Annotated in this window: 24 protein-coding genes; 12 read left to right on the top strand and 12 right to left on the bottom strand. The window is 62.1% G+C overall.

The window, feature by feature from the left end; all coding sequences use genetic code 11:
- Positions 1-3: 3 nt before the first annotated feature.
- The 4 genes from entA to IB144_RS19135 all read left to right on the top strand — a co-directional run bounded on the left by entA (position 4) and on the right by IB144_RS19135 (position 3,928).
- On the top strand, positions 4-750 hold the full coding sequence (gene entA / locus IB144_RS19150; RefSeq protein WP_024622880.1) for a 2,3-dihydro-2,3-dihydroxybenzoate dehydrogenase EntA: 747 nt from the start codon (positions 4-6) through the stop codon (positions 748-750).
- Complete coding sequence (gene entH, locus IB144_RS19145; protein ID WP_002893892.1) at positions 751-1,164, top strand: proofreading thioesterase EntH; 414 nt, start codon at positions 751-753, stop codon at positions 1,162-1,164.
- 356 nt (positions 1,165-1,520) lie between these two features.
- Positions 1,521-3,626: a pyruvate/proton symporter CstA gene (cstA, locus tag IB144_RS19140; RefSeq protein WP_040236600.1), complete on the top strand. Its 2,106-nt coding sequence runs from the start codon at positions 1,521-1,523 to the stop codon at positions 3,624-3,626.
- 104 nt (positions 3,627-3,730) lie between these two features.
- The gene (locus IB144_RS19135) at positions 3,731-3,928 is read left to right on the top strand and encodes a YbdD/YjiX family protein (RefSeq protein ID WP_002893903.1); all 198 of its coding nucleotides are present in this window, start codon (positions 3,731-3,733) and stop codon (positions 3,926-3,928) included.
- Here IB144_RS19135 and IB144_RS19130 read toward each other — a convergent pair.
- The 4 genes from IB144_RS19130 to IB144_RS19115 all read right to left on the bottom strand — a co-directional run bounded on the left by IB144_RS19130 (position 3,925) and on the right by IB144_RS19115 (position 6,679).
- Positions 3,925-4,329, bottom strand: coding sequence for a helix-turn-helix transcriptional regulator (locus IB144_RS19130; RefSeq protein WP_012737625.1), 405 nt, complete (start codon positions 4,327-4,329; stop codon positions 3,925-3,927). The two genes, IB144_RS19135 and IB144_RS19130, sit on opposite strands and share 4 nt — an antisense overlap.
- Complete coding sequence (locus tag IB144_RS19125; RefSeq protein ID WP_002893907.1) at positions 4,304-4,606, bottom strand: type II toxin-antitoxin system RelE/ParE family toxin; 303 nt, start codon at positions 4,604-4,606, stop codon at positions 4,304-4,306. Before IB144_RS19125 ends, IB144_RS19130 begins: the two co-directional genes overlap by 26 nt.
- Before the next feature lie 183 nt (positions 4,607-4,789).
- Positions 4,790-5,533, bottom strand: a complete 744-nt coding sequence (locus IB144_RS19120; RefSeq protein ID WP_048990398.1) for a 3-oxoacyl-ACP reductase family protein — start codon at positions 5,531-5,533, stop codon at positions 4,790-4,792.
- Positions 5,534-5,590: 57 nt separating this feature from the next.
- Positions 5,591-6,679 carry an oxidoreductase gene (locus IB144_RS19115; protein WP_004191385.1) on the bottom strand — a complete coding sequence of 363 codons (1,089 nt, stop codon included), beginning with the start codon at positions 6,677-6,679 and terminating at the stop codon, positions 5,591-5,593.
- Between the two features lie 163 nt (positions 6,680-6,842).
- Between IB144_RS19115 and IB144_RS19110 the strand changes: the two genes are divergently transcribed.
- The 4 genes from IB144_RS19110 to IB144_RS19095 all read left to right on the top strand — a co-directional run bounded on the left by IB144_RS19110 (position 6,843) and on the right by IB144_RS19095 (position 11,768).
- Positions 6,843-8,345, top strand: coding sequence for a sugar ABC transporter ATP-binding protein (locus IB144_RS19110; protein WP_020801584.1), 1,503 nt, complete (start codon positions 6,843-6,845; stop codon positions 8,343-8,345).
- On the top strand, positions 8,342-9,340 hold the full coding sequence (locus tag IB144_RS19105) for an ABC transporter permease (RefSeq protein ID WP_004176906.1): 999 nt from the start codon (positions 8,342-8,344) through the stop codon (positions 9,338-9,340). Before IB144_RS19110 ends, IB144_RS19105 begins: the two co-directional genes overlap by 4 nt.
- 20 nt (positions 9,341-9,360) lie before the next feature.
- Entirely contained in the window at positions 9,361-10,425 is a 1,065-nt protein-coding gene (locus IB144_RS19100) for a sugar ABC transporter substrate-binding protein (protein WP_002894036.1), read from the top strand.
- Positions 10,426-10,526: 101 nt separating this feature from the next.
- Positions 10,527-11,768, top strand: a complete 1,242-nt coding sequence (locus IB144_RS19095) for an LVIVD repeat-containing protein (RefSeq protein ID WP_064153269.1) — start codon at positions 10,527-10,529, stop codon at positions 11,766-11,768.
- A gap of 214 nt (positions 11,769-11,982) precedes the next feature.
- On the opposite strand, the gene mtnK is transcribed toward IB144_RS19095, so the two are convergent.
- Positions 11,983-13,182, bottom strand: a complete 1,200-nt coding sequence (gene mtnK / locus IB144_RS19090) for an S-methyl-5-thioribose kinase (RefSeq protein WP_009308160.1) — start codon at positions 13,180-13,182, stop codon at positions 11,983-11,985.
- 101 nt (positions 13,183-13,283) lie between these two features.
- Between mtnK and mtnA the strand changes: the two genes are divergently transcribed.
- On the top strand, positions 13,284-14,312 hold the full coding sequence (gene mtnA / locus IB144_RS19085) for an S-methyl-5-thioribose-1-phosphate isomerase (protein WP_048289092.1): 1,029 nt from the start codon (positions 13,284-13,286) through the stop codon (positions 14,310-14,312).
- A gap of 60 nt (positions 14,313-14,372) precedes the next feature.
- Here the strand turns inward: mtnA and IB144_RS19080 are convergent, their stop codons facing one another.
- From IB144_RS19080 to codB, 7 genes are all read right to left on the bottom strand, one after another.
- Positions 14,373-15,641, bottom strand: coding sequence for a histidine phosphatase family protein (locus IB144_RS19080; RefSeq protein ID WP_048289093.1), 1,269 nt, complete (start codon positions 15,639-15,641; stop codon positions 14,373-14,375).
- 25 nt (positions 15,642-15,666) lie between these two features.
- The gene (locus IB144_RS19075; RefSeq protein ID WP_025368352.1) at positions 15,667-17,025 is read right to left on the bottom strand and encodes an MFS transporter; all 1,359 of its coding nucleotides are present in this window, start codon (positions 17,023-17,025) and stop codon (positions 15,667-15,669) included.
- A gap of 110 nt (positions 17,026-17,135) precedes the next feature.
- The gene (locus IB144_RS19070; RefSeq protein ID WP_025368351.1) at positions 17,136-17,945 is read right to left on the bottom strand and encodes an inositol monophosphatase; all 810 of its coding nucleotides are present in this window, start codon (positions 17,943-17,945) and stop codon (positions 17,136-17,138) included.
- 121 nt (positions 17,946-18,066) lie between these two features.
- The gene (locus IB144_RS19065) at positions 18,067-19,017 is read right to left on the bottom strand and encodes a LacI family DNA-binding transcriptional regulator (protein WP_074182235.1); all 951 of its coding nucleotides are present in this window, start codon (positions 19,015-19,017) and stop codon (positions 18,067-18,069) included.
- A 145-nt stretch (positions 19,018-19,162) separates the two neighbouring features.
- Positions 19,163-20,401: a cytosine deaminase gene (gene codA, locus IB144_RS19060; RefSeq protein ID WP_048334095.1), complete on the bottom strand. Its 1,239-nt coding sequence runs from the start codon at positions 20,399-20,401 to the stop codon at positions 19,163-19,165.
- Positions 20,398-21,633 (bottom strand): PucR family transcriptional regulator ligand-binding domain-containing protein, encoded by a 1,236-nt coding sequence (locus IB144_RS19055; RefSeq protein WP_002894159.1) that lies wholly within the window; start codon positions 21,631-21,633, stop codon positions 20,398-20,400. The genes codA and IB144_RS19055 overlap by 4 nt, the downstream gene beginning before the upstream one ends.
- Positions 21,630-22,892, bottom strand: a complete 1,263-nt coding sequence (codB, locus tag IB144_RS19050) for a cytosine permease (RefSeq protein ID WP_048334097.1) — start codon at positions 22,890-22,892, stop codon at positions 21,630-21,632. Before codB ends, IB144_RS19055 begins: the two co-directional genes overlap by 4 nt.
- A gap of 451 nt (positions 22,893-23,343) precedes the next feature.
- Here codB and IB144_RS19045 point away from each other — a divergent pair, with 451 nt between their 5' ends.
- From IB144_RS19045 to IB144_RS19035, 3 genes are read left to right on the top strand one after another with little or no spacing between them, the layout of a single operon-like run.
- Positions 23,344-23,952: a methylthioribulose 1-phosphate dehydratase gene (locus IB144_RS19045; RefSeq protein WP_002894164.1), complete on the top strand. Its 609-nt coding sequence runs from the start codon at positions 23,344-23,346 to the stop codon at positions 23,950-23,952.
- Between the two features lie 12 nt (positions 23,953-23,964).
- Complete coding sequence (locus tag IB144_RS19040; protein WP_065888894.1) at positions 23,965-25,461, top strand: FGGY-family carbohydrate kinase; 1,497 nt, start codon at positions 23,965-23,967, stop codon at positions 25,459-25,461.
- Positions 25,458-26,486, top strand: a complete 1,029-nt coding sequence (locus tag IB144_RS19035; protein WP_004191366.1) for a 2-hydroxyacid dehydrogenase — start codon at positions 25,458-25,460, stop codon at positions 26,484-26,486. Before IB144_RS19040 ends, IB144_RS19035 begins: the two co-directional genes overlap by 4 nt.
- The last annotated feature ends 12 nt before the right edge of the window (positions 26,487-26,498 follow it).

Here is a 26,498-nt window from a genome sequence, read left to right as displayed (position 1 = left end):
GCGCTGGATTTTCGCGGTCAGACCGTGTGGGTGACCGGCGCAGGTAAAGGGATTGGCTATGCCACCGCGCTGGCTTTCGTCGAGGCCGGGGCCAACGTCACCGGTTTCGACCTCGCCTTTGACGGCGAAAGCTACCCGTTTGCCACCGAAACGCTGGACGTCGCCGATGCCGACCAGGTACGCGAGGCATGCAGCCGGCTGTTGGCGAACACCGAGCGTTTAGATGTGCTGGTGAACGCCGCCGGGATCCTGCGCATGGGCGCTACCGACCAGCTGAGCGCGGAAGACTGGCAGCAGACCTTCGCGGTCAACGTCGGCGGGGCGTTCAACCTGTTTCAGCAGACGATGGCCCAGTTCCGTCGCCAGCGGGGCGGGGCGATCGTCACCGTCGCCTCCGATGCTGCGCACACGCCGCGCATCGGCATGAGCGCCTATGGCGCCTCGAAGGCGGCGCTGAAAAGCCTGGCGCTGACCGTAGGCCTTGAGCTGGCGGGCAGCGGGGTGCGCTGTAATCTGGTGTCGCCGGGCTCCACCGATACCGATATGCAGCGCACCCTGTGGGTCAGCGACGATGCAGAGCAGCAGCGGATCCGCGGCTTCGGCGAGCAGTTTAAGCTCGGCATCCCGCTGGGTAAAATCGCCCGCCCGCAGGAGATCGCCAATACCATTCTGTTCCTCGCCTCTTCTCACGCCAGCCATATCACCCTGCAGGATATCGTGGTTGATGGCGGCTCGACGCTGGGGGCGTAAATGGCCTGGAAGCGAGAGCTTACGCTGGCGGCGCTGAACGCCAGCAGCGAAAATACCATGGTGGCGCATCTTGGCATCATCTACACCCGACTGGAAGAGGGGCTGCTGGAGGCGGAGATGCCGGTGGATGCGCGCACGCATCAGCCGTTTGGCCTGCTGCACGGCGGCGCTTCCGCGGCGCTGGCGGAGACGCTGGGCTCGATGGCCGGTTGGCTGATGACCGAAGAAGGGCAGTGCGTCGTCGGGACTGAGCTTAACGCCAGCCATCACCGGGCCGTCTCCAGCGGGAAAGTGCGCGGCGAGTGCCGTCCGCTGCATCTTGGCCGCCAGAGCCAGAGCTGGGAGATTGTGGTGTATGACGAGAAGGGGCGGCGCTGTTGCACCTGTCGTCTGGGCACCGCGGTGCTGGGCTAAGAAGCCGCTGTTTCCCCGGCTTGCGCTACGCTTAGCCGGGCTACGTATCGGCGCAATGGGGTAGCCCGGATAAGGCGCAGCGCGCCGCCATCCGGGAGTTTCCCTGCTCGCATTGCGCTTAGCAGGACTACGGATCTGTAGGTCGGGTAAGGCGTTAGCCGCCACCCGACAAAAAAAACGGCACCGTTCACGGTAACCCTTTCATTCATTTTCCTGCCTTAAGTGATCTCGCTAGCAATGTGAGACAAATCTCTGTGGGTGTACGGCATCTGCGATGTTTCGGTGTTGTTAAATTCTGCGTTGTGATCTAGAAACAAAATGTAACATCCTGATTACCCTACCGGTGGACCACAACAATGAATAATTCAGGGAAATACCTTATCTGGGCGCTGCTCTCCGTCATCGGAGCCTTCGCCCTCGGCTATATCGCTTTAAACCGGGGTGAGCAGATAAACGCGCTGTGGATTGTCGTCGCCGCGGTCTGCGTTTATTTGATCGCGTATCGTTTCTACGGCCTGTATATCGCTAAAACCGTGCTCGGCGTTGACCCGACGCGGATGACGCCCGCGGTGCGGCATAACGATGGCCTCGACTACGTTCCAACCGACAAAAAAGTGCTGTTCGGTCACCATTTTGCCGCCATTGCCGGCGCGGGGCCGCTGGTGGGCCCGGTGCTCGCCGCGCAGATGGGCTACCTGCCGGGGATGATCTGGATCCTCGCCGGCGTGGTGCTGGCTGGGGCGGTACAGGACTTTATGGTGCTGTTTGTTTCGACCCGCCGCGATGGCCGTTCGCTTGGCGAACTGGTTAAAGAGGAGATGGGACCGACCGCTGGCGTCCTGGCGCTGGTGGCCTGCTTTATGATCATGGTGATCATCCTCGCGGTCCTGGCGATGATTGTGGTGAAAGCGCTGACCCACAGTCCGTGGGGGACATACACCGTCGCCTTTACCATTCCGCTGGCGATCTTTATGGGCATCTACATCCGCTATCTGCGTCCGGGACGCATCGGCGAGGTGTCGGTGATAGGCCTGGTGATGCTGGTGTTCGCCATCATCTCCGGCGGCTGGGTGGCGGAAAGCCCGACCTGGGCGCCGTGGTTTGATTACACCGGCGTACAGCTGACCTGGATCCTGGTGGGCTACGGATTTGTGGCTGCGGTACTGCCGGTCTGGCTGCTGCTGGCCCCGCGCGATTATCTCTCCACCTTCCTGAAAATCGGCACCATCGTGGGGCTGGCGATTGGCATCCTGATTATGCGCCCGACCCTGACGATGCCGGCGCTGACCAAGTTCGTCGATGGTACCGGCCCGGTATGGACCGGCAACCTGTTCCCGTTCCTGTTTATCACCATCGCCTGCGGCGCGGTCTCCGGCTTCCATGCGCTGATCTCCTCCGGCACCACGCCGAAAATGTTGGCCAACGAAAGCCAGGCCTGCTTTATCGGCTACGGCGGCATGTTGATGGAATCCTTCGTCGCTATTATGGCGCTGGTGGCGGCCTGTATTATCGATCCGGGCGTCTACTTCGCGATGAACAGCCCGATGGCGGTGCTGGCGCCGGCGGGTACCACCGATGTCGTCGCCTCGGCAGCGCAGGTGGTGAGCGGCTGGGGCTTTAGCATTACGCCTGATACGCTGCATCAAATCGCCAGCGAGGTCGGCGAACAGTCGATTATCTCCCGCGCCGGCGGCGCGCCAACGCTGGCGGTGGGGATGGCCTACATCCTGCACGGCTCGCTGGGCGGGCTGATGGATGTCTCTTTCTGGTACCACTTCGCCATTCTGTTTGAGGCGCTGTTTATCCTGACGGCGGTTGACGCCGGCACCCGCGCGGCGCGCTTTATGCTGCAGGATCTGCTGGGCGTGATTAGCCCGGGGCTGAAAAAAACCAGCTCGCTACCGGCCAACCTGCTGGCGACCGCGCTGTGCGTGCTGGCTTGGGGCTACTTCCTGCATCAGGGGGTGGTCGATCCGCTGGGCGGGATTAACACCCTATGGCCGCTGTTCGGTATTGCCAACCAGATGCTGGCGGGGATGGCGCTGATGCTCTGCGCGGTGGTCCTGTTCAAGATGAAACGCCAGCGCTATGCGTGGGTGGCGCTGCTGCCGACCAGCTGGCTGCTGATCTGTACGTTGACCGCCGGCTGGCAGAAGTCGTTTAGCCCGGATACCAAAGTCGGTTTCCTGGCGATCGCTAATAAATTCCAGGTGATGATCGACAGCGGCAACATTCCGCCGCAATATACCGAATCACAGCTGGCGCAGCTGGTGTTTAACAACCGTCTCGATGCCGGACTGACTATCTTCTTTATGATTGTGGTGGTGGTGCTGGCGCTGTTCTCGATTAAAACCGCGCTGGCGGCGCTGAAAGAGGATAAACCGACGGCGAAAGAGACGCCGTATGAGCCAATGCCTGAAAACCTGGACGCGATTGAGACCCAGGCGAAAGGGGCGCATTAACCGGTGTGCCGGGTGGCGGCTTCGCCTTACCCGGCCTACATTTCCGATCCTCCCTCTCCCTTTGGGAGAGGCTCGGGGTGAGGGATACAAAAGAGAAATGACTTATGTTTGACACCCTCTCCAAAGCAGGAAAATATTTAGGCCAGGCCGCCAAAATGATGATCGGCGTGCCGGATTACGATAACTACGTCGAGCACATGCGAATAACCCACCCGGATCAGACGCCGATGACTTATGAAGAGTTCTTTCGCGAACGCCAGGACGCGCGCTACGGCGGCAAGGGCGGGGCGAAGTGCTGTTAACCCTCTTTCGGCAGATAGAGGCTGATCTGCTCCTGAGTACAGCCGTAAATCGCCGCCAGCTTCTCGCGGGTGCGCTTTTGCGGACGGGAGTCCAGCGCTTCCAGTTGTGACACCGCGGACTGGCTGATGCCAAGCTTTTCGGCTACCTCCTGCTGGGACATCCCGCGCAGGATGCGCCACGCGGCCTGCAGGCTGACGTTTTCTTTATGCATCACGTCGCATACTTCGCCCGGCAGCATGACGTTATCATAGATATCTGATTCATAAGGAATATCTTCCCAGTCGCTTTCATCCTCGTCGTCGTACTCCAGCAGAGCCAGGCGCATACGAAAGTAATCGCTGTAAGGAATGACGACATACTGGTCTTTTCCTTCTTCATCCTTGATGTACTGAATAGTCATATTCGGTATCTTCCTCATGAAGGTAGGTGGTGGTGGTTCGGCGTTTAACCGCCACGACGTAGCAGGTATCGCCCGGCGGATCCCCAAAGGTGTAGATGACTCTGTAATCACCTAATCGCAGCCGGTAGTGGTTTTCGGGAGAGGACAATTTTTTGATATCCGAGATAGGTGAAGCTTTATCATCCATCTTCTCCAGCCTGGATTTAATGCGGCTCTTATACCGAGTATCGATTTTAGAAAATTGCTTATCTGCCGTTTTTGACCAGACAATTTTCATCCGTACCTCCACTGTACGCCCACACAAAATATAAGGAAATAATAAGACTATTAGATAAATTCCGAATTTCTTATGGGGTACTGTAGAGCGGAGAAAAAACGCAGGTAAGAGGCAAAACGCAACCCGTCGAGGCGGCGCGGAAAGGCCTCTGCCGGGCGACAGAGGCTTGCAGAAAATGTGCGATCAGGCGTTCAATCCGCCATCCACGTCCAGCCCCGTACCGGAGATCTGCCCGGCGGCCGGGCTGGCGAGGAAGGTGACCGCCGCGGCGATGTCTTCCGGCTGGCCGTAGTGGCCGACCGCAATCATCTGGCGCTGGGCTTCCGCCTGTTCTCCGTCTTCCGGGTTCATATCGCTGTTGGTCGGCCCTGGATGGACAAGGTTAACGGTGATCCCGCGAGGGCCTAAATCACGCGCCAGGCCACGGGTCAGGGCGTTGAGGGCGGACTTGGTCATGGCGTAAACCGAGATGCCCGGCATGGCCACGCGGTTAGCCAGACAGCTGCCGATGTTGATGATTCGTCCGCCATCGGCCATATGCACCAGCGCTTCCTGGGTGGCGATGACCACTCCACGGATATTGACGTTGATAAGCGCGTCAATGTCCGCCAGCGTCATGGATTCCAGTGGACCGCCGCGGGCTATTCCGGCGTTGTTGACCAGAATGTCCAGCCCGCCGAGGGACCGGGCCGCATGGGTGACGGCATCCTGAATCGCCTGCGCGCTGGCGCTGTCGGCCTGTAGCGCTTCGCCGTACCGACCCAGGGCCTTTATTTCATCGGCGACCGCCTGGGCTTTATCGACCGATTTTTCATACGTAATAACCACATCGGCGCCGGCGCGCGCCAGCGACAGCGCGATTGCGCGACCCAACCCACGGCTGGCGCCGGTAACCAGCGCCTTCTTACCTGTTAAATCGATCTGCATGATGACCTCGTTGCGAGAGTGGTGAGCATCATCATTAGGTATAGACGGTCGGGGTGATTAACGGCTGAAGTATTCCACCTTCTCAAACGCCGCGCGCAGAACCTCAGGGGTTAACGTCACCGGTAAATAGTGAATCGACTCGCCCGGGCGCAGGGTATGGGCAATGACCCGGTCCAGCTCTGCGCGGTTATTGATATCGACTTCCAGCGCCGCCAGGGTGGTCGGCAGGTTAAAGCGCTGATACGCCTGCACTAACTGCGCCAGCACATCGTCCTGACCAAGCAGGGCGCTCTGTACCAGAATGCCGTAGGCCACTTTGGTACCGTGGAGGAATTTATCCGTCTGCGGCAGCACCGTCAGTCCGTTGTGCACCGCATGGGCGGCGGCGACCCGGGTGTAACGTTCCCCCAGCCCGCCAACCATCCCGCCGCCGGCGATAATCGCCTCCACCACATCGCGAAACGCCTGGGTCAGATCGCCGCGGCGCTGGTCCGCCAGCGCCGTTTCGCTGCTGGCCAGCAGCACGTCGCGGATCGCCAGCGCGCCGTTAATCCCCAGCCGCACGGTGAGCGGCAGCGCCTTCGGCTGCGGCGCCAGCACCACGGCCTCATACCATTTGGCTAAGGTGTCGCCAATGCCCGCCAGCAGGTACTCCGCCGGGGCGTTGAGAATGATGCGCGGTTCGACCAGCACCAGGAAGTTGGCGTCATCGAAGATCTCAAAATTCAGGGCCTGTCCGGCGTCGCTATACCACACCGACAGCGGCGTCCACGCCGCGCAGGTGGCGGCGATAGTCGGGATGGCCACCAGCGGTACCCCCAGGCGGCGGGCGAGCACTTTCGCGCTGTCGAGCAGCGCGCCGCCGCCGACGCCAATCACTACCGCCCGATCGTCACCGGAGGCCTGCACCAGCCCCGCCACGTCGCGTTCGCTGCAGTGGCCGGTAAAGCGGATCTTTTTCGCCTCCGGCAGGTGGAAGGCCGCCGGCAGAAAAGGTTCGGCGCCGGCCAGAGCGCGCTCGCCATAGACCCACACCGCTCGCGAGAGCTGGTCGGCGTTAAAAAAATCGCTCAGCCGCTCAAGGCTGCCAGGATGGGAGAAATAGTTGGCCGGGCCGGGCACGACGCGGATATCGCTGTTGCTCATGGAAGCTGTCCTTATGGGTGTTGGGCTAACCTGATGTTATGTCTGGACATCCAGATGGCTAATATTATTTCGTTGTATCTTATGCTTTTTACGCAGTTGTCAGCCAGCGGCGGCTATGAAAAATTCGTTAAATCAGAAGATTAATTGCCGCACGGGAGCAGTGATGAGCGCGAATCGCCTTGAGATGCATAACATTAGCCTGGCCTTCTCCGGCTTTCAGGCGCTGAACAAGGTGGACTTTACCCTCCATGGCGGGTCGGTGCATGCCCTGACCGGGGCCAACGGCGCGGGTAAGTCGACGCTGATGGCCGTGCTGTGCGGCACCCACGCCCACTATGAGGGCGAAGTGACGATCAACAACCTGCCGGTCATCATTCGTTCGCCGCGGGATGCTAAACAGCTGGGGATCCACCTGGTGCAGCAGGAGGTGGACGTGGCGCTGGTGCCGGGCCTGAGCATTGCCGAAAACATTATGCTGGACAGGCTGGCGGAGCCGGGCATGACCTTCCGCTGGTCGCGGGTTCGGCAGCTGGCGCGCGAGGCGCTGGCGCAGCTGGATGTGGCGCTGGACGTCCGGCGCTCCATTGACAGCTGCACGCTCGCCGAAAAACAGCAAATCCTGTTGGCCCGCGCCCTGTCGCACCATTGCCGCTTTTTGATCCTCGATGAACCCACCGCGCCGTTGGATCAGCATGAAAGTGAGCGTCTGTTTGCGGTAGTACGCCGTCTGCAGCATCAGGGGATCGGGGTGGTGTTTATTTCGCATCGTATCCATGAGCTGAAGGCGATCTGCGACACCCTGACGGTGCTGCGCGACGGGCGGCTGATTGAGAGCGGCCCGATGGCGCCGCTGAGCGGCGAACAGATCGTCGAAAAGATGCTGGGCCACGAGCTGAGCGATATCTTCCCGCCGCCGCGCCCGCCGCACGGCGAAGAGGTGCTGTTGCAGGTTGACGGTCTGCATGATGAGGCGTTGCTGCAGGATATTTCGCTGCGCCTGCGGAAGGGGGAAATTCTGGGTATCGCCGGGCTGGCCGGCGCGGGCAAAACCGAGCTGTGCAAAGCGCTGTTCGGCGCCAGCAAAAGCCGGGTGCAGCGTGGCGAGCTGAACGGCCAGCCGTGGCGACCGCGCGATCCGGCCGACTCGGTGGGGCGCGGCCTGGCGCTGGTCCCGGAGGAGCGACGCAAAGAGGGCATTTTCATTGAAGAGCCGATCGCGATGAACCTGGCGGTCAGCGCCGATAACAGCTTTTCGCGCTGGAGCCTGTTTGGCCATCGGCAGGCCTGGCGCTGGGCGGAGGAGGTGATTGCCCGCCTCGGCGTGCGCGCTACCGGTCCCGGTCAGACGCTGCGCCGTCTTTCTGGCGGCAACCAGCAGAAGGTGGCCATTGGCAAATGGCTGCGCGGTGATGCCAACGTTTTGATTTTTGACGAACCGACCAAAGGGGTCGATGTGAAAGCGAAAACCGATCTGTTCATGCTGATCGATGGTCTGGCGCGGGAAGGCAAAGGGGTGATTTATGCCTCGGGTGAATTCGCCGAGCTGGTCGGTTTATGCGACCGCATCTGCGTACTGTGGGACGGACGGATCGTAGCGGAGATCCCCGGCGCGGAAGCCCGGGAAGAGACACTGCTTTATTATTCAACCGGAGGAGCGGCAGCGTGAGCAAGGCCCTGGCAGTAAACGCGACGGTATCGGGCCGTCAGCGATTTTTTGATTTTCTCTATAAGTGGGGCATGTTGCTGACCGTGGTGCTGCTGGTGGCGGTCTTTGGCCTCGCCTCGGACAACTTCCTTGACCCGTTCAACATCATCAACATTCTGCGCTCGATTGCCATCGTGACGGTGATTGCCATTGGGGTGTCGATTTCCCTCACCATCGGCGGCTTCGATCTGTCCGTCGGATCGACGGCATCGCTGGCTAACGCGCTGGTGATTTCCCTGTTTGTCTGGCATGGCCTGGGGACCACCGAAGCGATTCTGATAACCCTCGCGCTCTGCACCCTGGTGGGGCTGTTTAACGCCTTTCTGATCGTGGTGCTGCGCATTCCTGACATGCTCGCCACCCTGGCCAGCCTGTTTGTGATTCAGGGCGTGGCAATGACCTACAGCTACGGTGGGTCGATTACCGAAAACATGGTTCTGCCGAGCGGCGAGATGGCGGAGGGTACTATCCCGGCGGCCTTTGGCGCGCTGGGGCAGGTGCCGACCATCGTCATTATCATGCTGGTGGTGACGCTGATCGCCCAGCTGGCGCTGTCGTTCACTACCCACGGACGGCGGATGTACGCCATCGGCGGCAACCCGGAGGCGGCGCGGCTCTCCGGCCTGCGGATCACGCGTTACAAAGTCGCAGCATACGTGATTGCCTCGCTGCTGGCCGGGCTCGGCGGCATTCTGCTGGCCTCGCGTATCGGATCCTCGCAGGTCAACGCCGGCGGCGGCTATCTGATGGACGCGGTGGCGGCGGCCTGGATCGGCTTTTCGCTGGCGGGCTCCGGTAAACCGAACGCCCTGGGGACGCTGGTGGGGGCGGTGATCCTCGGCGTGCTCTCCAACGGGCTGGTGATGCTCTCGGTGCCGTATTACGCGATGGACATTATTAAAGGGTTGGTGCTGGCTGGCGCGCTGGCACTGACCTATTTTCAGCGCCGTACTTAACATTTTACAGGGTAAACCGCATGAAAAAGATCGCACTCTCTCTGATGACGCTGGGTCTGTTGCAGTCGACGGCGGCGCTGGCCACCGCCCCGACGCCGGTGCCGGCGGCGATTGCCGAACACAACGGCCCGATCCGCATTGCCGTGATCCGCAACCTCGGGTCTGACGATAACACCACCCAGTTTGTCGCCGGGGCGCTGCAGGAAGGCAAAAAGCTCGGTTTCAAAATCAGCACCTTCCTGAGCAACGGCGATGACGCCAAATTCCAGGACTTCGTCAACCAGGCCATCAGCCAGAAATACGATGGCATTATTCTCTCTCAGGGGCGTGACCCGTATTCCACCGCCCTGGTGAAGAAGGCGGTGGACGCCGGGATCAAAGTGGCGGTGTTCGATACCGCGGTAAGCGGTGAGATCCCCGGGGTGACGGTCAGTCAGCAGGATGATGCCTCACTGACCGAGCTCTCTTTTGGCCAGCTGGTGAAAGATTTCAACGGCAAGGCCAACATCGTCAAGCTGTGGGTGGCGGGCTTCCCGCCGATGGAGCGCCGTCAGGCGGCTTACCAGACGCTGCTGAAGCAAAATCCGGGGATTAAAGAGCTGGAGTCGATCGGCGCCGTGTCATCCGATGTGCAGGGCGACACTGCCAACAAGGTGGGGGCGATCCTCGCCAAGTATCCGAAAGGAAAAATTGACGCGATCTGGGGCACCTGGGATGCCTTTAGCCAGGGAGCCTATAAAGCGCTGAAAGAGAACGGCCGCACCGAGATCAAACTCTACAGCATTGATATTTCCAACCAGGATTTGCAGCTGATGCGCGAAGCCGGCAGCCCGTGGAAGGTGAGCGTGGCGGTGGATCCGAAGCTTATCGGCGCGACCAACGTGCGGCTGATCGCCAACAAGATCGCCGGCGAGCCGACGCCAGCCACCTACGACTTCAAGGCGGCAGCGATTCCCCAGGCGCTGCTGGCGGCCCAGCCGGGAGCGGTAAACGTGGCGTCGCTGGGGAAAATTATCCCTGGCTGGGGCCAGACCGAAGACTTTATCGCGCCGTGGTTCGCGACGCTGGAAGCGAAGAACAAATAAAATCAAGCCGGGTGGCGGTGGGCGGCGGCCTGGTGCCCTCGCCCCGGCCCTCTCCGCAGGGAGAGGGGGAAAACCATGCCACCGGGCGAGAGGGATCCCCTATGTCAGCATTACCTTCCCCCGAATACAGCCGCAATATGCGGCTGATTGGCCATAGCGATCAGGGCGGTCGTCCGGACGGCGTGCAGCTGATGGTGCATCGCGGATTCGCCTATATCGGCCATATGGTGTCGCAGGGCTTTTCCGTGGTCGATGTTCGCGATCCGACCCGGCCCACCACCGTCAACTATATTGCCGCGCCGCCGGGCACCTGGAACGTGCATCTCCAGGCGCATGACGATCTGCTGCTGGTGATCAACGCCCGGGATCTGTTTGCCGACGCCCGTTTTGCTGATGAGAAGGTCTACTACACCCGCTCGGTGGGCGACACGGTCAGCGATGTGCAGGACAAGGGCTGGAGCGCCGGGCTGCGCATCTTTGATATTTCCACTCCCGCGCAGCCGCGGGAAATCAGTTTCCTGTCGCTTAACGGCATCGGTATTCACCGCATCTGGTACGTCGGCGGGCGCTGGGCGTATGTGTCCGCGCTGATCGACGGTTTTACCGACTACATCTTCCTGACCATCGATCTGGCCGATCCGCGTAAGCCCGAAGTAGCCGGGCGCTGGTGGTTGCCGGGGATGCACCAGGCGGGCGGTGAAACACCGGACTGGCCGCAGGGCAAACGCTATGCGCTGCATCACGCCATTATTGCCGGGGATACCGCCTACGGCAGCTGGCGCGACGGCGGCCTGACGCTGCTGGATGTCAAAGACCGTACCCAGCCGAGGCTGATTAGCCATCGCAACTGGAGCCCGCCGTTCGGCGGCGGAACGCATACCGCGCTGCCGCTGCCGGATCGTGACCTGCTGGTGGTGCTCGACGAAGCGGTGCTCGACAATCAGGAGGACGGTGAGAAGCTGATCTGGCTGTTTGATATCCGCGAGCCAACCAACCCGGTGAGCATCGCCACCTTCCCGCCGCCGGACGAAGCGGATTATGTGGCGAAAGGGGCGCATTTCGGCCCGCACAACCTGCATGAGAACCGGCCGGGGAGCTTTGTCAGCTCAACGCTGATTTTTGCCACGTATCAGAATGCCGGCGTGCGGGCTTACGACATTTCCAACCCGTACCGTCCGCTGGAGACCGGGGCGCTGGTGCCGGCTGCGCCTGAGAGAATGATGGATACCCGTCCCGGCCGCCCGCAGGTAATCCAGTCCTGTGACGTGTTTGTCGATGCGCAAGGCATTATCTACAGCACCGATTACAACGGCGGGCTATCGGTGATTGAGTATCTGGGGTGAGGGTAAGGTAAACGCAAAATTGTAATCGCATGTCTGCCGGGTGGCGGCTTTCGCCTTACCCGGCCTACGAAAGACTGCAAGATCAAACCGTTATGCGGCTATTTGTAGGCCCGCGCAAGCGCAGCGCCGCCGGGCAATCCCAGAAAATGGCACTTTTTTAGGGGGGGCTCCCTCTCCCTGTGGGAGAGGGTTGGGGTGAGGGAAACAGGCGCACTCAGCTGTACTGGCGTACCCGCGCCAGCAGCTCGTCGACGCTGTCGATACGCTCGGCCAGCACGATCAGCGCTCTGCCCAGGGTAATGGCGTGGCGCAGGCACTCATGACGCATGGCGTCGTCCTGGATAGTGTCGATATCCGCGACGTGCGACAGTCCGACGCTGCGGCGGATCAGTTCGCTGCCGCAGAAGCCGACCGCGTCCGCCCACACCTTTTTCAGAAAGGCGGAGGCATAGCCGGGGTAAGCCAGCGCCGCGTCGCGGGTTTTCTCCGCCGCCAGCGCCTGGAAGCGCTCGGCAAAGGTGGTCCACAGCTGGTGGATGTCGTTCAGCCGCTGCTCGCGCGCGGCGGCGGCATCGCGAATGCCGAGCTGGCCCGGCAGGCCGCAGTAGTTCAGCAGCAGGTTGCCGATGGCGGTGCCGATATCGAAGCCAATGGGGCCGAAGTAGCCGAACTCGGCGTCGATGGCCTTCAGGCTGCCTTCGGCAACGAAGATCGACCCGCTGTGGATATCGCCGTGCAGCAGCGCTTCCGCATGGGCAAAGAAACGGTGCTTCAGCGCCGCCACCGCCAGCTTAAGCTGAGCGTCGTCGCGCAGGGCGGCGACATCGGCCTCCAGCTCCGCCGGGTAGTTATTGCGCTCGTGGATCTGATACGGGTCGTTAAAGAACAGATCCTCGGTGATCTCGCACATCGCCGGGTTAATAAACTGCGCCACCTGCGCCTTTTTCTCGTGGGGATGGAGGTAGAAATCGCTGGTGTGAAACAGCACCTGCGCCAGATAGTCGCCAAGCTGGCGGGCCGCCTGGGGATAGTAGACGTTAGCGATAAGCTCTCCGCGCCAGATGCGGTGGTCGGAAAGATCTTCCATCACCATCACCGCCAGCTCGGGATCAAAGTGATGGATTTTTACCGTGTGCTGCGGGCTGTGCTGATAGTGGGCGATAAGAGTTTGCGCCTCCAGACGGGCGCGGTCGAGGGTCAGCGGCCAGGATTCGCCGACGCAGCGCACGTAGGGCAGAGCCTGTTTGACGATCGCCCGGCTGACGCCCTGGCGATCGAACACTTTAAACACCAGATTGAGGTTGCCATCGCCCACTTCCTGCGCGCTGACCAGCTCAGATGGGTTGTCGATGCCGGCGAACTGTTGCGCGTAAGCCACGGCATCGTGGGCGGTGAAGGTATGGTATTGCGACATTGCCTCGATCCTCGAATTCTGATTAAGCCGTTCAGACGTCTATACTTCTGGATTCCATCCTGACACAATGTGATACAACAACGCAACAGGGATTTAACGACATGCAGACATTACAGACCACCAGCCTGCGGGTGAGTGAAAATCAGCTTTTTATTCTCGACCAGCAGGCCTTGCCGCAGGAAACACGCTGGCTGGCGGCGGATAACGTTGCGCTGCTGGTGGACCATATTCATACCCTGCGGGTGCGCGGCGCGCCGCTGATTGGCCTGTCAGCCAGCCTGCTGCTGGCTCTGCTGGCCCAGCGCGGCCTGAACCGGGATGCACTCCAGCAGGCGCTGGAGACGCTGCGCGCGGCGCGGCCGACGGCGGTCAACCTGATGAATAATCTGGATCGCATGAAGCAGGCGCTGGCCCGGGAGGATTACCCGCAGGCGCTGGAAGCGGAAGCCTTGCGTCTGGTCGAAGAAGATAAACAGCTGTGCGACCGCATCGCTGAGGCGGGCAGTGCGCTGGTGAAGCCCGGCAGTCGACTGCTGACCCACTGCAACACCGGTGGCCTGGCGACCGCCGGGGTAGGGACCGCCCTGGGCGTTATCGCGCTGGCGCACCGGCAGGGAAAAGTGACCAACGTATGGGTTGATGAAACCCGGCCGCTGCTGCAGGGCGGTCGTTTAACCGCCTGGGAGCTGGGCGAGCTGGGCGTGCCCTATCAGCTGATCGCCGATTCAATGGCCGCCAGCCTGATGGCGCAGGGGCAGGTGGATGCGGTGTGGGTCGGCGCCGACCGTATCGCCGCCAACGGCGACGTGGCGAATAAAATCGGCACCTATTCTCTGGCGGTTTTGGCCCATTATCACCAGATCCCGTTTTACGTCGCTGCCCCGCAGACCACCTTCGACCGCCATTGCCCGAACGGGGCGGCGATCCCCATTGAGCAGCGCGCGGCGGCGGAAGTGACCGGAGTGGCGGGCAGCTTCGGCGCGGTACAGTGGGCGCCGACGGGGGCCGCCGTTTACAATCCGGCGTTCGACGTCACGCCTGCTGGGCTGATAAGCGGCTGGGTGCTGGACAGCGGGGTGGTCACCCCGGCGCAGGTCGCCGCCGGAGCGTTTGCGCCGGACAACGGATAACGGACGTCGTGCCGGGCCTGGAAAAAAAGGTTTTCCCGGGCCCGGACAAACACCGCGCCGCTACGGCAGGACCATGGCTACCGCCGGGGCGGATGATCGGTCGATACGCTGACCCAGCGCGGTAATAGCCGCCTTGAAGGGACACAGCGTACCGACGTCGGTCTGACGGCAGCCCGGCTGATGCCACTCCTGACGCAGCATCGGGTGCTGCGCGTCCGGCGTCTGCAGACGACGCAGGTCGTCGAGGCCCTGGGCCTGGAAATAGACCCGCAGATAGCGTTCTCCGCTCTTCGCGTTGCGCCAGCGCTCCAGCACCAGGCTACTGCCCGGCGGGATATTTCCCCGGCTGTAGCCCGGCAGCTGCCAGCTAAAGTTCATCAGCGTGCGCACCATGGCGATATTGGTGTCATGGGCCACCAGCAGCAGCCAGCGTACGTTCGGATTCGCCTCCGGTTTGACGCCATCGAGCATAGCGTTGAGCAGCACCGACCCGCGTTTTTGCGCGGTATACAACACATCGTTACTCAGATCGTAGTTTTCCGTTAACAGCGGCAGCAGGGCGGTGATCTGCCTGGCCTGGGTGATCTTGCCCCACGCCAGCTGGCTGAGAGGCAGGTTTTCACTCCAGCCGAGACGCAGCGTCTCCACCATATTGGCCATCACGCTCAGTCCGCTAATGGTGGTCTTCCCACTTTTGCTCTGCTCGACCTGCCACGGGGTATCGAAGATCGGGCAGGGCTTATCGGCCTGACAAACCGCCTGTTTCAATAGCTGGATGGTCGGCGCCAGCGCCTGCCGACGCTGCGCCAGATCCCCGGCCTTCTCTTTCACCGCCGCCAGCTGGCGGGCGGGGTCGGTTTGCGTGGCGGCGAACTTGTCGGTCTGAAACAGGGGATCGGCATCCCCGCTGACATAATGGATAGCGACGCCGCAGCCGGGGAAGGCGCCATCCACCAGCGCCTGGGCGGTCGCTCGCGTCCGCTGCAGCGGGCTGGCGCGCACGTATATCGACTCCGCCGTCGGGCATCCGGCCTGCAGCAGGCCGAGCTGGCGGTAATGCTGGCCTTCCGCACGCCCTTTGTTGACCACGGCGGCATAGCCATGGCCGGTGAGCTCCCCGTCATGGGTGGTCCACTCGGTCCACGGTCGTCCGGTGGCGGCCTCGATGGCTTCCCGGTTGCCGGCCGTCGGCGGACGAATACCGTGGCGGCTGAGCTCGACCACTTTCTCCAGCTGCCAGTCCGCGGCGGCGGCAGATTGCAGCGCCAGCAGCGGCAGCGCGCAGGCGATAAACAGGCGTAACAGCCCCTGATGTCTTGCAGGCATCATATCTTCTTCCTTATTCGTTAATCGGTTATGAGGAGAACGAGGTCTGCCGTTCGACGGCATGGCGCCGGGCGACGATGGCGGCAGTGGTAAAACAGAGTAGCGCGGAACCCAGACCGGTACCCACCCAGAACATCGCCAACGTGCTGAAATCATACAGCGTTTTGCCGTTTTCAAGGATAGCCGTTTTATCAATAATGATCCCGGTGAGAAACTCGCCCAGGCCGGCGCCGGCGTAGCTGGCGATGCCGATGGTGCCGAGCGCGGCTCCGGCGGCCTTGCGCGAAGAGATATCGACGGCGATCAGCCCGCCGAGGAAGCAGGTCAGAGCGCCAATGGTGGCCCCGAAGATAATCATCGCCAGAATATCAGTGTAGTAATTGTGCGGCGACCAGAGCATCAGGGCGAAGCCGGCGGTGTTCAGCAGGCTGATGAATCCGGCCATCACGCTGCGGTTGCGCGGGAAAAAGCGGTCGGAGAGCATGCCGGCGATGATGGTCCCGGCGATGCCGGCGATAGCGTTGACGCCGATAATCCCGGACGCCTCCAGCGTGGAATAAGCTTTATCCTGCTCGAGAAAGAAGATCCCCCATGAGTTGACGGCGTAGCGGTCGATGTACATAAAGGCGGAGGCGAGGGCGAGGGTCCACAGCGCCGGGTTGCGCAGCGCCAGCAGCTGGTTTTTAAACACCGAGCCGCGGGCTTCGACCTCCTCCTGCGGTTCATCGCGGATGACGTTGATGGACGGGAAGCCGCTGCTCTGCGGCGAATCGTGCATGAACAGCACCAGCAGCACCACGCCGGCGGCGCCGAGCGCGGCGGTGGACAGGTAGCCCATCTGCCAGCCAAACCCGGCGATCACCGCGGCGATCACCATATAGGTCACCGCCTCGCCGATATTATGCGCCGTCGACCAGATGCCATAGAAGGTGCCGCGCTCCTTAACGCCGTACCAGCGCGCCAGCGAGACCGCGCAGGGGCCGACGCCCATCGACTGCGCCCAGCCGTTGATCCCCCAGAAGATGGCCAGCAGCAGGGCGTTGGTGGTCATCCCCATCATCAGGTTCATCCCGGCGCTGAGCAATAAACCGAGGCTCATATAGCGCACCACGTTGGCGTGATCGGCGATAAAACCATTGACCAGTTTGCCGATGGCGTAGCTGAAGAACAGGGTAGAGCCGATCATGCCGAGCTCCGTCGGGGTGATCCCCAGCTCCACCAGCGCGCTTTTGGCGACGGTGAAGGATAACCGGCAGACGTAAAAGGTGACGTAGGCCAGGGTCATGGCGATAAAGGTTTGCCAGCGCACCCGGCGAAAACGGTGTTCATCAAACGCGGCGCCCGCTTTCGGCGGCGACGCCCGGAAAAAAGCGATAATTCCAGACATAGGTGGTTCTCCGCAGGTCGGAGGCCTGACTGATTGATGTGGTTCGTCCGTGAATGAAGTTATCGTTACTGTGTAGAGTACATAATCAGAAATAGCCTGACCCGTAAGGGTTAATGTAATGGTTGTGGGATCATCTTTTTCAGCTGCGGGTAGAGCGTTGGGCTGGCCAGCAGCAGCGGATTGCCGCGCTGGATCCCCTCCTGCGCCAGAAAATCGTTGCTGGCGCCGCCCGCTTCGCGCATCAGCACCAGCCCCGGCAGGGCGTCCCACGGGTTCATGTGCGGCTCGTAGTAGCCAATCAACCGGCCCGCCGCCGCCCAGGCGCTCATCAACGCCCCGGAGCCGTTGCGGATAAACATGCCGCCGTCGCTGAGCAGCGCCTGCAGAAACGGCAGAAAGTCCGCCGGGGTGACGCGATGCGAGGTGCCGACGCCCATCACGCCCTCTTTGACCATCGTCGCGGGGTGCGGACGGATCGGAGCGTCGTTGAGCCAGGCGCCATGGCCCCGCAGGGCGTGAAACAGCTCGCGATGGTTGGGGTCGTAGACCACGCCGATGACCGGTTCGCCGTCGGCGACGATCGCCAGCGACAGGCACCAGGTGTGCAGGCCGTTGAGGAAACAGCTGGTGCCATCGATGGGGTCGACCACCCACAGCACTCGCGCGTCGGGCAGGCGGGCGCCGCTCTCTTCGCCGAGAAAACCATCCTCCGGAAACGCGCTCTGAATGCGCTGTTTGACAAAGGCCTCCACCCGCTTATCGGCCACGCTGACCACATCCTGCAGGTCGTCGCCCTTATGGTCGACGGTCAACGCCTCGCGCTGTTGATAGTATTCAAACGCCAGCTCAGCCCCCGCTTTCGCCAGCTCGCAGGCCAGACGGTAGCGGGCCTGTAGCGCTTCTGATTCCTGAGATTGCATAGTGACTCCCTATTTTGCACACGTGTGCATTTTGCGTGAAAAAAACAGCCCCGAAGGGCCGAATGAGTGTGGCCGGGTTTCGCAGAAGATTCTGTGATCGCTCCAGCATAAAATGATTTTTTCATTTCGTGCTATGACGAATAATTAGTTTCACCGGCACTTCGCGATGGCGCGAGGGCAGGCTGAAGCGGGCGATCCGCGTCATTAACAAATCCACCGCGTGGTGGGCCAGCAGGGCGGTATTCTGCTGAACGGTGGTGAGCTGATAGGGCTGCCAGTCCGCCTGCGGGATATCGTCAAAGCCGACGATGGCCGGCAGCGGGGCGGCGGCGTCCCGCAGGCCGTCCTGGGCGCCCAGCGCCAGCATATCGGTGGCGCAAAACAGCGCCTGCATCCCGGGGTTTTCAGCAACCAATTCTCTGGCAGCCTGGTAGCCGGCCTGATAGCCGCCGCCGTCGCAGAAGCGGCTGCTCACCGCCATATCCGACGTCCGGGCGATAAAAGCCTCATAGCGCTGGCGGGTGCTGAAGTTCTCGCGATTTTCGCCAATAAAGCCAACCTGCCGCCAGCCTCGGCGACTGAACAGATCCGCCACCAGCTTCGCTCCCTGGGCGTTATCGCTGCACACCCGATCGCAGCCGGCGAGGTCCGCATGGCGGTTGATCAGGGTGACAGGGATCTTGCGCGCCAGATACTCCTCCGCCAGCGACAGCGGCGGCGCGCCGGAGGTGATGATCACCCCGGCGACGTGATAGCTCAGCAGTTGTTTAAGCGAGGGGGCGAGCTGCTGCGGATCGTCAGCGTTCATCAGCAGCGGCATAAAGCCATTGAGCGCCAGCTGATGGACCAGCGGCGCCAGCAGTTTGCTGCGAAACGGGTTGTCGAAACCGGCGGTGACGATGCCGATAAAATTACTGCTGCCGGTGATCATCGTCCGGGCGATGATATTCACCTGATAGCCCAGGGCTTCCGCGGCGCTCAGCACCTTCTGCCGGGTCTTCTCCGACACCGAGGCGCCGGGGGTGAAGGTGCGGGAGACCGCCGAGCGCGAGACCCCGGCCAGTCTGGCCACGTCCTCGGCCTTAATCCATTTTTTATCGCTCATCGTCGTTTCGCGCCGTCTGTTTTCCAGGAGGCCGACGCCCGGGCGGGCGTCGGTCACGCACACTGCCTGAAAAGGTATCACAGAAAGGCGTCGTCGCGCAGCGCCTTGCGCCCTATACCGGGTAGCGGATGTGCTCCACCTCACGCTGCAAAATCACCCTGCCGTGGCGAATGGAGGTCAGCACCCGTGCCTGACGACGGACGGCCTCGTAGTCGTTTTCCGCATCGAGGATCAGCAGGTTCGCCGGGCGGCCTTCGGCGAGGCCGTAGTTATCGCCCAGACACAGCGCCCGGGCGCTGTTGTCGGTGACAAAGTCGAGACAGCGCTGCAGATCGTCATAGCCGAGCATATGGCAGATGTGCAGTCCGGCATCCAGAATGCGCAGGATATTGCCGTTCCCCAGCGGGTACCACGGATCCTGAATCGAGTCCTGGGCAAAGCAGACGTTGATGCCGGCGCGATCCAGCTCCGCCACCCGGGTGACGCCGCGCCGTTTCGGCCAGCTGTCAAACCGGCCCTGCAGATGAATGCTTTCGGTCGGGCAGGAGATGAAGTTGATGCCCGAGGCTTTCAGCAGGCGAAACAGCTTTGAGCAGTAGGCGTTATCATAAGAGCCCATCGCGCAGGTGTGGCTGGCGGTGACCTGGGCCCCCATGCCGCGCACCCGCGCCTCCTCCGCCAGTACTTCAAGGAAACGCGATTGCGGATCGTCGATTTCATCGCAGTGGACATCCACCAGGCGGCCGTAACGCTGGGCGAGGTCCATCAAAAACATCACCGAGCTGACCCCTTTGTCGCGGGTGTTCTCATAGTGCGGAATGCCGCCCACCACGTCGGCGCCCATCTCGATGGCGCGCGTCATCAGCTCCCGGCCGTTGGGATACGATTCGATTCCCTCCTGCGGAAAGGCGACAATCTGCAGATCGATGAGATCGGCGGCCTCTTGTTTCACCGCCAGCAGCGCCTTCAGGGCCGACAGCGACGGATCGGTGACATCCACATGGGTCCGGACGTGCTGGACGCCGAAGTCGCGCAGCATGCCGATGGTTTTCAGCGCCCGCTGGCGGGTGTCCTCCGGGGTAATGCTCGCTTTGCGCTGGCTCCAGCGGGTGATGCCTTCAAACAGGGTGCCGCTGCGGTTCCACTCCGGCTCGCCCGCGGTGAGGGTGGCGTCAAGATGGATATGCGGCTCGACGAAGGGCGGGATCGCCAGCCGGCCCTGGGCGTCGATATCCCCTGCGTCGGCAGTCTGCATCGCGGCCTGGGCGGTGATGCGGTGAATCATCCCGTCCTGCAGGTCAAGAGTAAACAGCGCCTCCTGGCGGCGCAGGCGAGCGTTAATAATTTTCATGGTGGGTCCTGTAAATGGTTTTGCGATAAACGCCAGATCACCAGCGCGACCGAGGCGTTGAGATGAAACTGAGGATGGCTGACCGGGTAGCCGGTCAGTTTTTCAATGCGCTGGATGCGCTGATGCAACGTGTTGCGATGGAGACCCAGCCGGTCGGCGGCCCGCACCACGTTGCCGTTCTCCTGCAGCAGCGTCTCGAGGGTCTCCAGCAGCAGCCACGGCGCTTTACGGCCCGGCTCGATCAGGCAGCCGAGGGTGTCGTGCATAAAATCGTTGAGCAGCGCCGGGTCGCTGACCGCGGACAGCAGTTTGATAAACCCCAGCTGCTGATAGTCGCTGATGCGCTGGGTTGGCCGCAGGGTATCGCACAGATCCAGCGCCTGGCGCGCCTGCGACAGCGCCCGCGGGTAACCCTGCAGCTGCCTGACCGGCGCGGAGAGGCCGCAGAGCAGCGACAAACTCTCCTCTCCGTCCGCCAGCGCCTGCAGCCACTGCTGTAGCCATTTTTTCTGCTGAAAGCCTTCCCCCTCCTCATCCGGCAGCAGGAAAAGGAACATGTTGCTGCGCTCCAGCAGCGGAAAGGAATTGCCCTGCTGGTTGAGCTGCTGCTGCAGCTGCTGACGTACGCTGCGGTGGGCCTGCAGTAGCCAGGCTTCGGCCTGCTCGGGCGGGAACTGGCGAAACAGGCGGGACAGCCCCTCCAGACGCAGCGCCGCCAGCCGCAGCGGACGGGTAAAATCGAGCTGCTGATGGAGGGCGCGCTGGTGGAGCATCTGCAGGTCCGGATAGTCGCCGGTGACCAGCTGCATCAGAATGTCGCGCTGCGACTGCAGGACGTTTTCGCTGCGGACCAGCGCGGTGCCGATGCGCTCGGTGACAATCACCATCTTCAGCAGGTAGGGCTGCTCGATCAGCGGCATGCCCAGCTCGTCGGCAAGGGCGATCAGCGTGGCGGGAATGGCGTGGATATAGGCCTCGCCGGTGAGGATCACCATCCCGGCGATGCCGCGCTGTTTGCCCTCCATCAGCAACTGGATCAGGTTGGCTTCATCCCGGGGATGGTTGATGCCGGTGATAAACACCAGCTCGCCGCCCATGATCCACTCGGCGATATGTTCATTTTCCGCCACATAGTACCAGCGTACGGCCCGCTGCAGCCCTTGCTTTCCCGCCCGCAGACGCAGGGCGGAGAGTCCCTCAAGGGCCAGCAGTTCGCTGACCGTCAGGCTCATGGCTCCTGCTCCGCGACGGCGGCAGGCTGGCGTTTGCTTAGCAGGGTCAGGACGATATAGACCAGCGCGGAGACGGTGATCCCCACCAGCGGCGCGATCCACGGTGACAGATAGGCCACCACCGCGCCGGCGGCGTAGGCGCCGAGTCCCAGCCAGTTAAAACGCGGCAGGCGGGCGTTCTGCAGCAGGGGATAGCGCCCGCTGCGGGCGAACCAGTAGTCGGCGAGGATCACCCCGCCGATGGGCGGAATAATACTGCCCAGCAGCACGAGGAAGGGGATCAGCATTTCGTACATCCCGCCAATGGCCAGCACAATGCCCACCCCGGCGGCGGCGAGGGTCAGCGTCCGGCGACGTTCGCTGCGCAGCAGATGGCAGGCGGCGGCGGAGACGTTATAGATGGTGGGGCCCTGGATGGTCAGCAGGTTGAGACAGAGCATGATCACCGCGGCCACCGACAGCCCCTGCAGGATCAGCACTTCAACGATATCGGCCTGTTGATAGACGATAGCGCACCAGGCGCCGGCGACGATCATCAGCCCGTTGCCGATGAGGAAGCTGCCCATGCTGGCGAGAATGGCGGTCCGGCTGGAGTTGGCCAGCCGGGTCCAGTTTGTCGCCTGGGTGGCGCCGCTGGCGAAAGTGCCGAAGACCATGGTGATGGCCGCCGACCAGCTCATGGTGTCGCTCGGCGCAATACGGGTCATCGCCTGCCAGCCGCCGGCGTGGTGCAGCGCCAGATACATGGAGACCATCAGCAGCACAAACATCAATGGCACCGACAGGCGCGACAGCGCGTCCAGTCCCTTGTAGCCCACCAGCGCGGTGAGGCAGAACAAAATGCCAAACAGCACCATCAACGGCTGGGTCAGCGCCTCGGGCAGGGCGAGGATCTTCACCAGCGAGATAGCGACCGTGGCGGTGCCCCAGGCGTACCAGCCCAGCTCGGCAAAACCAAGAATAAAATCGGCCAGCTTGCTGCCAATCTCCCCGAAGCAGAAGCGGCCCATCAGCACCGTATTCAGGCCGCTGCGCGCGGCGATCCAGCCCAGCGACGCGGCATAGAGAGCCAGCAAGGCGTTGCCGATGACGGCTATCCACAGCAGATTGACGATGGAAAAGGAGACGCCGAGTTTACCGCCGGCGAACATCGTGCCGGTGAAAAAGGTAAAGCTGAACAACACCATGGCGATGGAAAATACGCCTTTGCGTCCGGCGGCGGGCGCTTCGACGAGGGGAAAATCATTGCTGTTTGACATCCTGGAACCTCTGGCTGGTAGATGGGCGGTGATAGCCGGAAGTAGCAAGAGATGTGCCAGGAAAAACCGGGCACGGGGAATAGCGCGCGGTGTGCAACATGCACAGTTATTGAAGGATCCCGGAGGGGTAATGCCATTCTACTGTGCATCCTGCCAGGTTTTGCACCAGTCCAGGGCAGAGGAGGGCGGTGAGCGCATCCCTGGCGCCGGAGGAGAATTTTAGCCAGGACGATCCGCCTGTTTTTGGCCAGAGAGTAGTGGAGAATAGTGGTGTACCGAAAACGGTTGGTTAAATCACTGTGAATAAAGGTTATTTAATATGCTTTTATGATATAACCATTTGTCTTGTGTGTGTTTCCTGAAATATTGTCCCCTCCGGTTAGCGGTGTTAGTATCGGATAAATAGCCATTTAGACGGCTAAATAAATCATCGCTAACCTAAGGAACTGCTATGTGGCAAGAAAGACTCGCGCAACTGGTCACCACCTGTCATTGGATCGGCGCGAAAGGCTGGGCGCCGGCGACCGGCGGCAATATGTCGGTGCGTCAGGATGATACCTGGTGCTGGCTAAGCGAGTCGGGCCGCGACAAAGGCAGCCTGACAACCGAGGATTTTCTGCAGGTTGAGATCGCCACCAACCAGGCGCCTTCCGGACGGAAGCCGTCGGCCGAGACCGGTCTACACACCCTGGTGTATCGCCTGTTCCCGGAAGCCAACGTGGTGCTGCATGTGCATACCGTCAACGCCACTGTGCTGTCGCGCATCGAAAAAAGCGACACGCTGGCGCTGCAGGGGTATGAAATGCAGAAAACCCTTAGCGGGCAGCATAGCCATCTCGATACCGTTCCGATCGCCATCTTCGATAATGACCAGGATATTGACGCCCTGGCGGCGCGGATTGCCGATTATGCGCAAACGCGCCCGCTGCGCTACGGCTTTCTGCTGCGCGGCCACGGCCTGACCTGCTGGGGGAAAGATATTCAGGAGGCCCGCCGTCAACTGGAGGGGCTGGAGTTCCTGTTCGAGTGCGAGCTGATGCGCCGCCGCTACGAGCCCTGAGCCGGAGCAGGTATGGATTTTTATCTTGGTATCGATATTGGCACCTCGCGGGTGAAAGCGGTGCTGTTTGATCAGCATTTCACCGCCTGCGCCAGCGCCGCGGAAAACACCTCACCCCGCCTGTCGGCCAATGGCTACGCGGAACAGGATATGACCCAGCTGTGGCATTCGGTGCTGGCTATTCTGCGCCAGATTGCCCGCCACCCGGCGCTGCAGGCGGGGCGGCTGCGGGCTATCGGCCTCGCCGGGCAAGGGGAGGGGGTCTGGCTCAGCGATGAGCAGGGCGAACCGGTGGGCCCGGGGATCCTGTGGAGCGATACCCGCAGCCACGAGCTGATGAGCGACCTGCTGCGCCGACCCGGCTTCGACCGCCGCTATTTCGCCGATACCGGCACCCACCTGCAGCCCTGCAATACCAGCCTGCAGCTGTACTGGCTGAAACAGTATCAGCCGGCGCGGCTGGCGGCCGCGCGCTATCTGTTTTTCGCCAAGGACTGGATCCGCTTTCGCCTGACCGGCGTGGCGGCGCTGGAGCTGACGGACGCCAGCAGCTCGTTACTCAATCAGCAGACCGGCAGCTGGTCCTCGGTGGTGATGAACGAGATGGGGCTGAACGAACTGCTGCCGCTGTTTCCCCCGCTGCTGGCCCCGGATGCCCCGGCCGGCACGCTGAGCGACGCGGTGGCGGCGCTGACCGGGCTGCCCGCCGCGACGCCGGTGGCCGCCGGGGCGCTGGATGTCTGTAGCGCCGCGCTGGGCTGCGGCGCGGTCAACGAAGGGGATATCTACACGATCCTCGGCACCACCTGCTGCACCGGGATCGTCTGCCGCGGCCCGCAGACGGTGAACGAGGCGACGCGCTTTGTCACCCATACCGAAGCCGGACAGGTGATCTCCCTGTTTCCGATGCAGGCCGGTACGCCAAACATTGACTGGCTGCAGCAGCATATTTCGCTGGACGCCGATCTGGGGCGCCTGGAGCAGGCGATCGCGGCGGTGGAGCCAGGCAGCGGCGGCGTCTTCTGGCAGCCGTACCTCAATGGCGAACGTGCGCCGTTTTACAGCCCGGACGCGCGGGCCGGCTTTTTCGGCATTAGCCCGCACACCACCCGCGCCGAACTGCAGCGCGCGGTGTTTGAAGGACTGGCCTTCGCCATTGTCGATGCGCTGCAGGGTTATCCGCAGGGCGGCGAGCTGTATCTGACCGGCGGCGGCGCAGCCTCGGCGACCTGGCTGCAGATTATCGCCGACTGTACCGGACGCACGGTGGTCTCCAGCGCCTTTAACGAACTGAGCGCGCGCGGCGCGGCGATCCTGGCGGCCCGTAGCGTCGTGTCGCTGGCCGAGACGCCTCCGCTGGCGCAGACCCGCTATCAGCCGCGCCCTCAGGCGCATGCCCGCTACGCGGCGCTGTATCCCGTTTACCGCCTGCTGCGCGAGCAGATGCTGCCGGTATGGCAGGCCAGACAGGCCGCCCTTCAACCTCTTTCTCAGGACCTACAACCATGAAAATCGTTTTTACCGCCGAGCATGCTGGCGACCTTAGCGCCTTCCACCAGCTGGGCGAGCTGCTGGTGGAGGGGTGGGCGCTGGGCAAACCGAAACTCAGCGCCGGTCAGCTGATTGAGCTGGCCCACGACGCCGAGGTGCTGGTGACCAGCTATGATGAGGTGACGGACGCGGTGATGGCCGCCTGTCCACGCCTGCAGGTAATCGCCTGCACCCGCGCGAATCCGGTGAATATTGATACCCAGGCCGCCCAGGCGCGCGGCATCCGGGTGCTCTACACCCCGGGGCGCAATGCCGATGCCGCCGCGGAGCTGACGCTTGGCCTGATGCTCAGCCTGGCGCGCCATATTCCGCAATCCCATGCGGCGCTGAAGCGGGGGGAATTCACGCAGGCTGACAATGCCGCCGCCGCCACCCAGCAGGGTCTGCGGCGGGATGTGGTCTGGGACGTGAGCCCGGAAAGTCCCTATGAAGTGTTTAAAGGCACTGAACTGCGCAATAAAACGCTGGGGCTGGTGGGGTATGGCAACATTGGCCGCCGGGTGGCGCGTATCGCCCGGGCGTTCGGCATGGCGGTGTTGGTGGTGGATCCGTTCGTCGCCGCAGAGGATATCAATGAGCCAGGGCTACAGAAAACGACCCTGGAGGCGCTGTTCCGCGAGGCGGATATCGTCAGTCTGCACCTGAGCAGCGGGCCGCACAGCGACGGGCTGGTGAATGCCGCGCTGTTAAACAGCATGAAGCCCGGCGCGCTGCTGATCAATACCTCTCGCGCGGCGGTGGTCGACGAGGCAGCGCTGATTGATGCCCTGCGCCACGGCCCGCTGGGCGGCGCGGCGCTGGATGTCTATCACCGCGAACCGCTGTGGCGCGATCATCCTTTTGTCATCGAGTTCGATAACGTGATTATCACGCCGCATATCGCCGGAGCCACCCGGGAGAGTATCGCCAAACACACGGCGATGATTGCCGCCGATCTTCAGCGCTATGTCGCCGGGGAGCCGCTGCTGTACCAGTGGCGTTAAGCCGCTTGCGAC

Source organism: Klebsiella sp. K4 (genome assembly GCF_014596785.2).
Classification (GTDB): domain Bacteria; phylum Pseudomonadota; class Gammaproteobacteria; order Enterobacterales; family Enterobacteriaceae; genus Klebsiella; species Klebsiella pneumoniae.
The sequence above is the reverse complement of the archived record's forward strand: the minus strand, read 5'-3'. Positions and strand labels throughout refer to the sequence as shown.

Coding starts and splice junctions, on each gene's coding strand:
- IB144_RS19080 (WP_048289093.1), bottom strand. CDS start 15,641: ATGATGCCTGCAAGACATCAGGGGCTGTTACGCCTGTTTATCGCCTGC.
- IB144_RS19130 (WP_012737625.1), bottom strand. CDS start 4,329: ATGACTATTCAGTACATCAAGGATGAAGAAGGAAAAGACCAGTATGTC.
- cstA (WP_040236600.1), top strand. CDS start 1,521: ATGAATAATTCAGGGAAATACCTTATCTGGGCGCTGCTCTCCGTCATC.
- mtnK (WP_009308160.1), bottom strand. CDS start 13,182: ATGTCGCAATACCATACCTTCACCGCCCACGATGCCGTGGCTTACGCG.
- IB144_RS19040 (WP_065888894.1), top strand. CDS start 23,965: ATGGATTTTTATCTTGGTATCGATATTGGCACCTCGCGGGTGAAAGCG.
- IB144_RS19125 (WP_002893907.1), bottom strand. CDS start 4,606: ATGAAAATTGTCTGGTCAAAAACGGCAGATAAGCAATTTTCTAAAATC.
- codB (WP_048334097.1), bottom strand. CDS start 22,892: ATGTCAAACAGCAATGATTTTCCCCTCGTCGAAGCGCCCGCCGCCGGA.
- IB144_RS19110 (WP_020801584.1), top strand. CDS start 6,843: ATGAGCGCGAATCGCCTTGAGATGCATAACATTAGCCTGGCCTTCTCC.
- IB144_RS19045 (WP_002894164.1), top strand. CDS start 23,344: ATGTGGCAAGAAAGACTCGCGCAACTGGTCACCACCTGTCATTGGATC.
- codA (WP_048334095.1), bottom strand. CDS start 20,401: ATGAAAATTATTAACGCTCGCCTGCGCCGCCAGGAGGCGCTGTTTACT.
- IB144_RS19120 (WP_048990398.1), bottom strand. CDS start 5,533: ATGCAGATCGATTTAACAGGTAAGAAGGCGCTGGTTACCGGCGCCAGC.
- IB144_RS19070 (WP_025368351.1), bottom strand. CDS start 17,945: ATGCAATCTCAGGAATCAGAAGCGCTACAGGCCCGCTACCGTCTGGCC.
- IB144_RS19135 (WP_002893903.1), top strand. CDS start 3,731: ATGTTTGACACCCTCTCCAAAGCAGGAAAATATTTAGGCCAGGCCGCC.
- IB144_RS19035 (WP_004191366.1), top strand. CDS start 25,458: ATGAAAATCGTTTTTACCGCCGAGCATGCTGGCGACCTTAGCGCCTTC.
- IB144_RS19115 (WP_004191385.1), bottom strand. CDS start 6,679: ATGAGCAACAGCGATATCCGCGTCGTGCCCGGCCCGGCCAACTATTTC.
- IB144_RS19100 (WP_002894036.1), top strand. CDS start 9,361: ATGAAAAAGATCGCACTCTCTCTGATGACGCTGGGTCTGTTGCAGTCG.
- IB144_RS19075 (WP_025368352.1), bottom strand. CDS start 17,025: ATGTCTGGAATTATCGCTTTTTTCCGGGCGTCGCCGCCGAAAGCGGGC.
- IB144_RS19095 (WP_064153269.1), top strand. CDS start 10,527: ATGTCAGCATTACCTTCCCCCGAATACAGCCGCAATATGCGGCTGATT.
- IB144_RS19055 (WP_002894159.1), bottom strand. CDS start 21,633: ATGAGCCTGACGGTCAGCGAACTGCTGGCCCTTGAGGGACTCTCCGCC.
- entH (WP_002893892.1), top strand. CDS start 751: ATGGCCTGGAAGCGAGAGCTTACGCTGGCGGCGCTGAACGCCAGCAGC.
- mtnA (WP_048289092.1), top strand. CDS start 13,284: ATGCAGACATTACAGACCACCAGCCTGCGGGTGAGTGAAAATCAGCTT.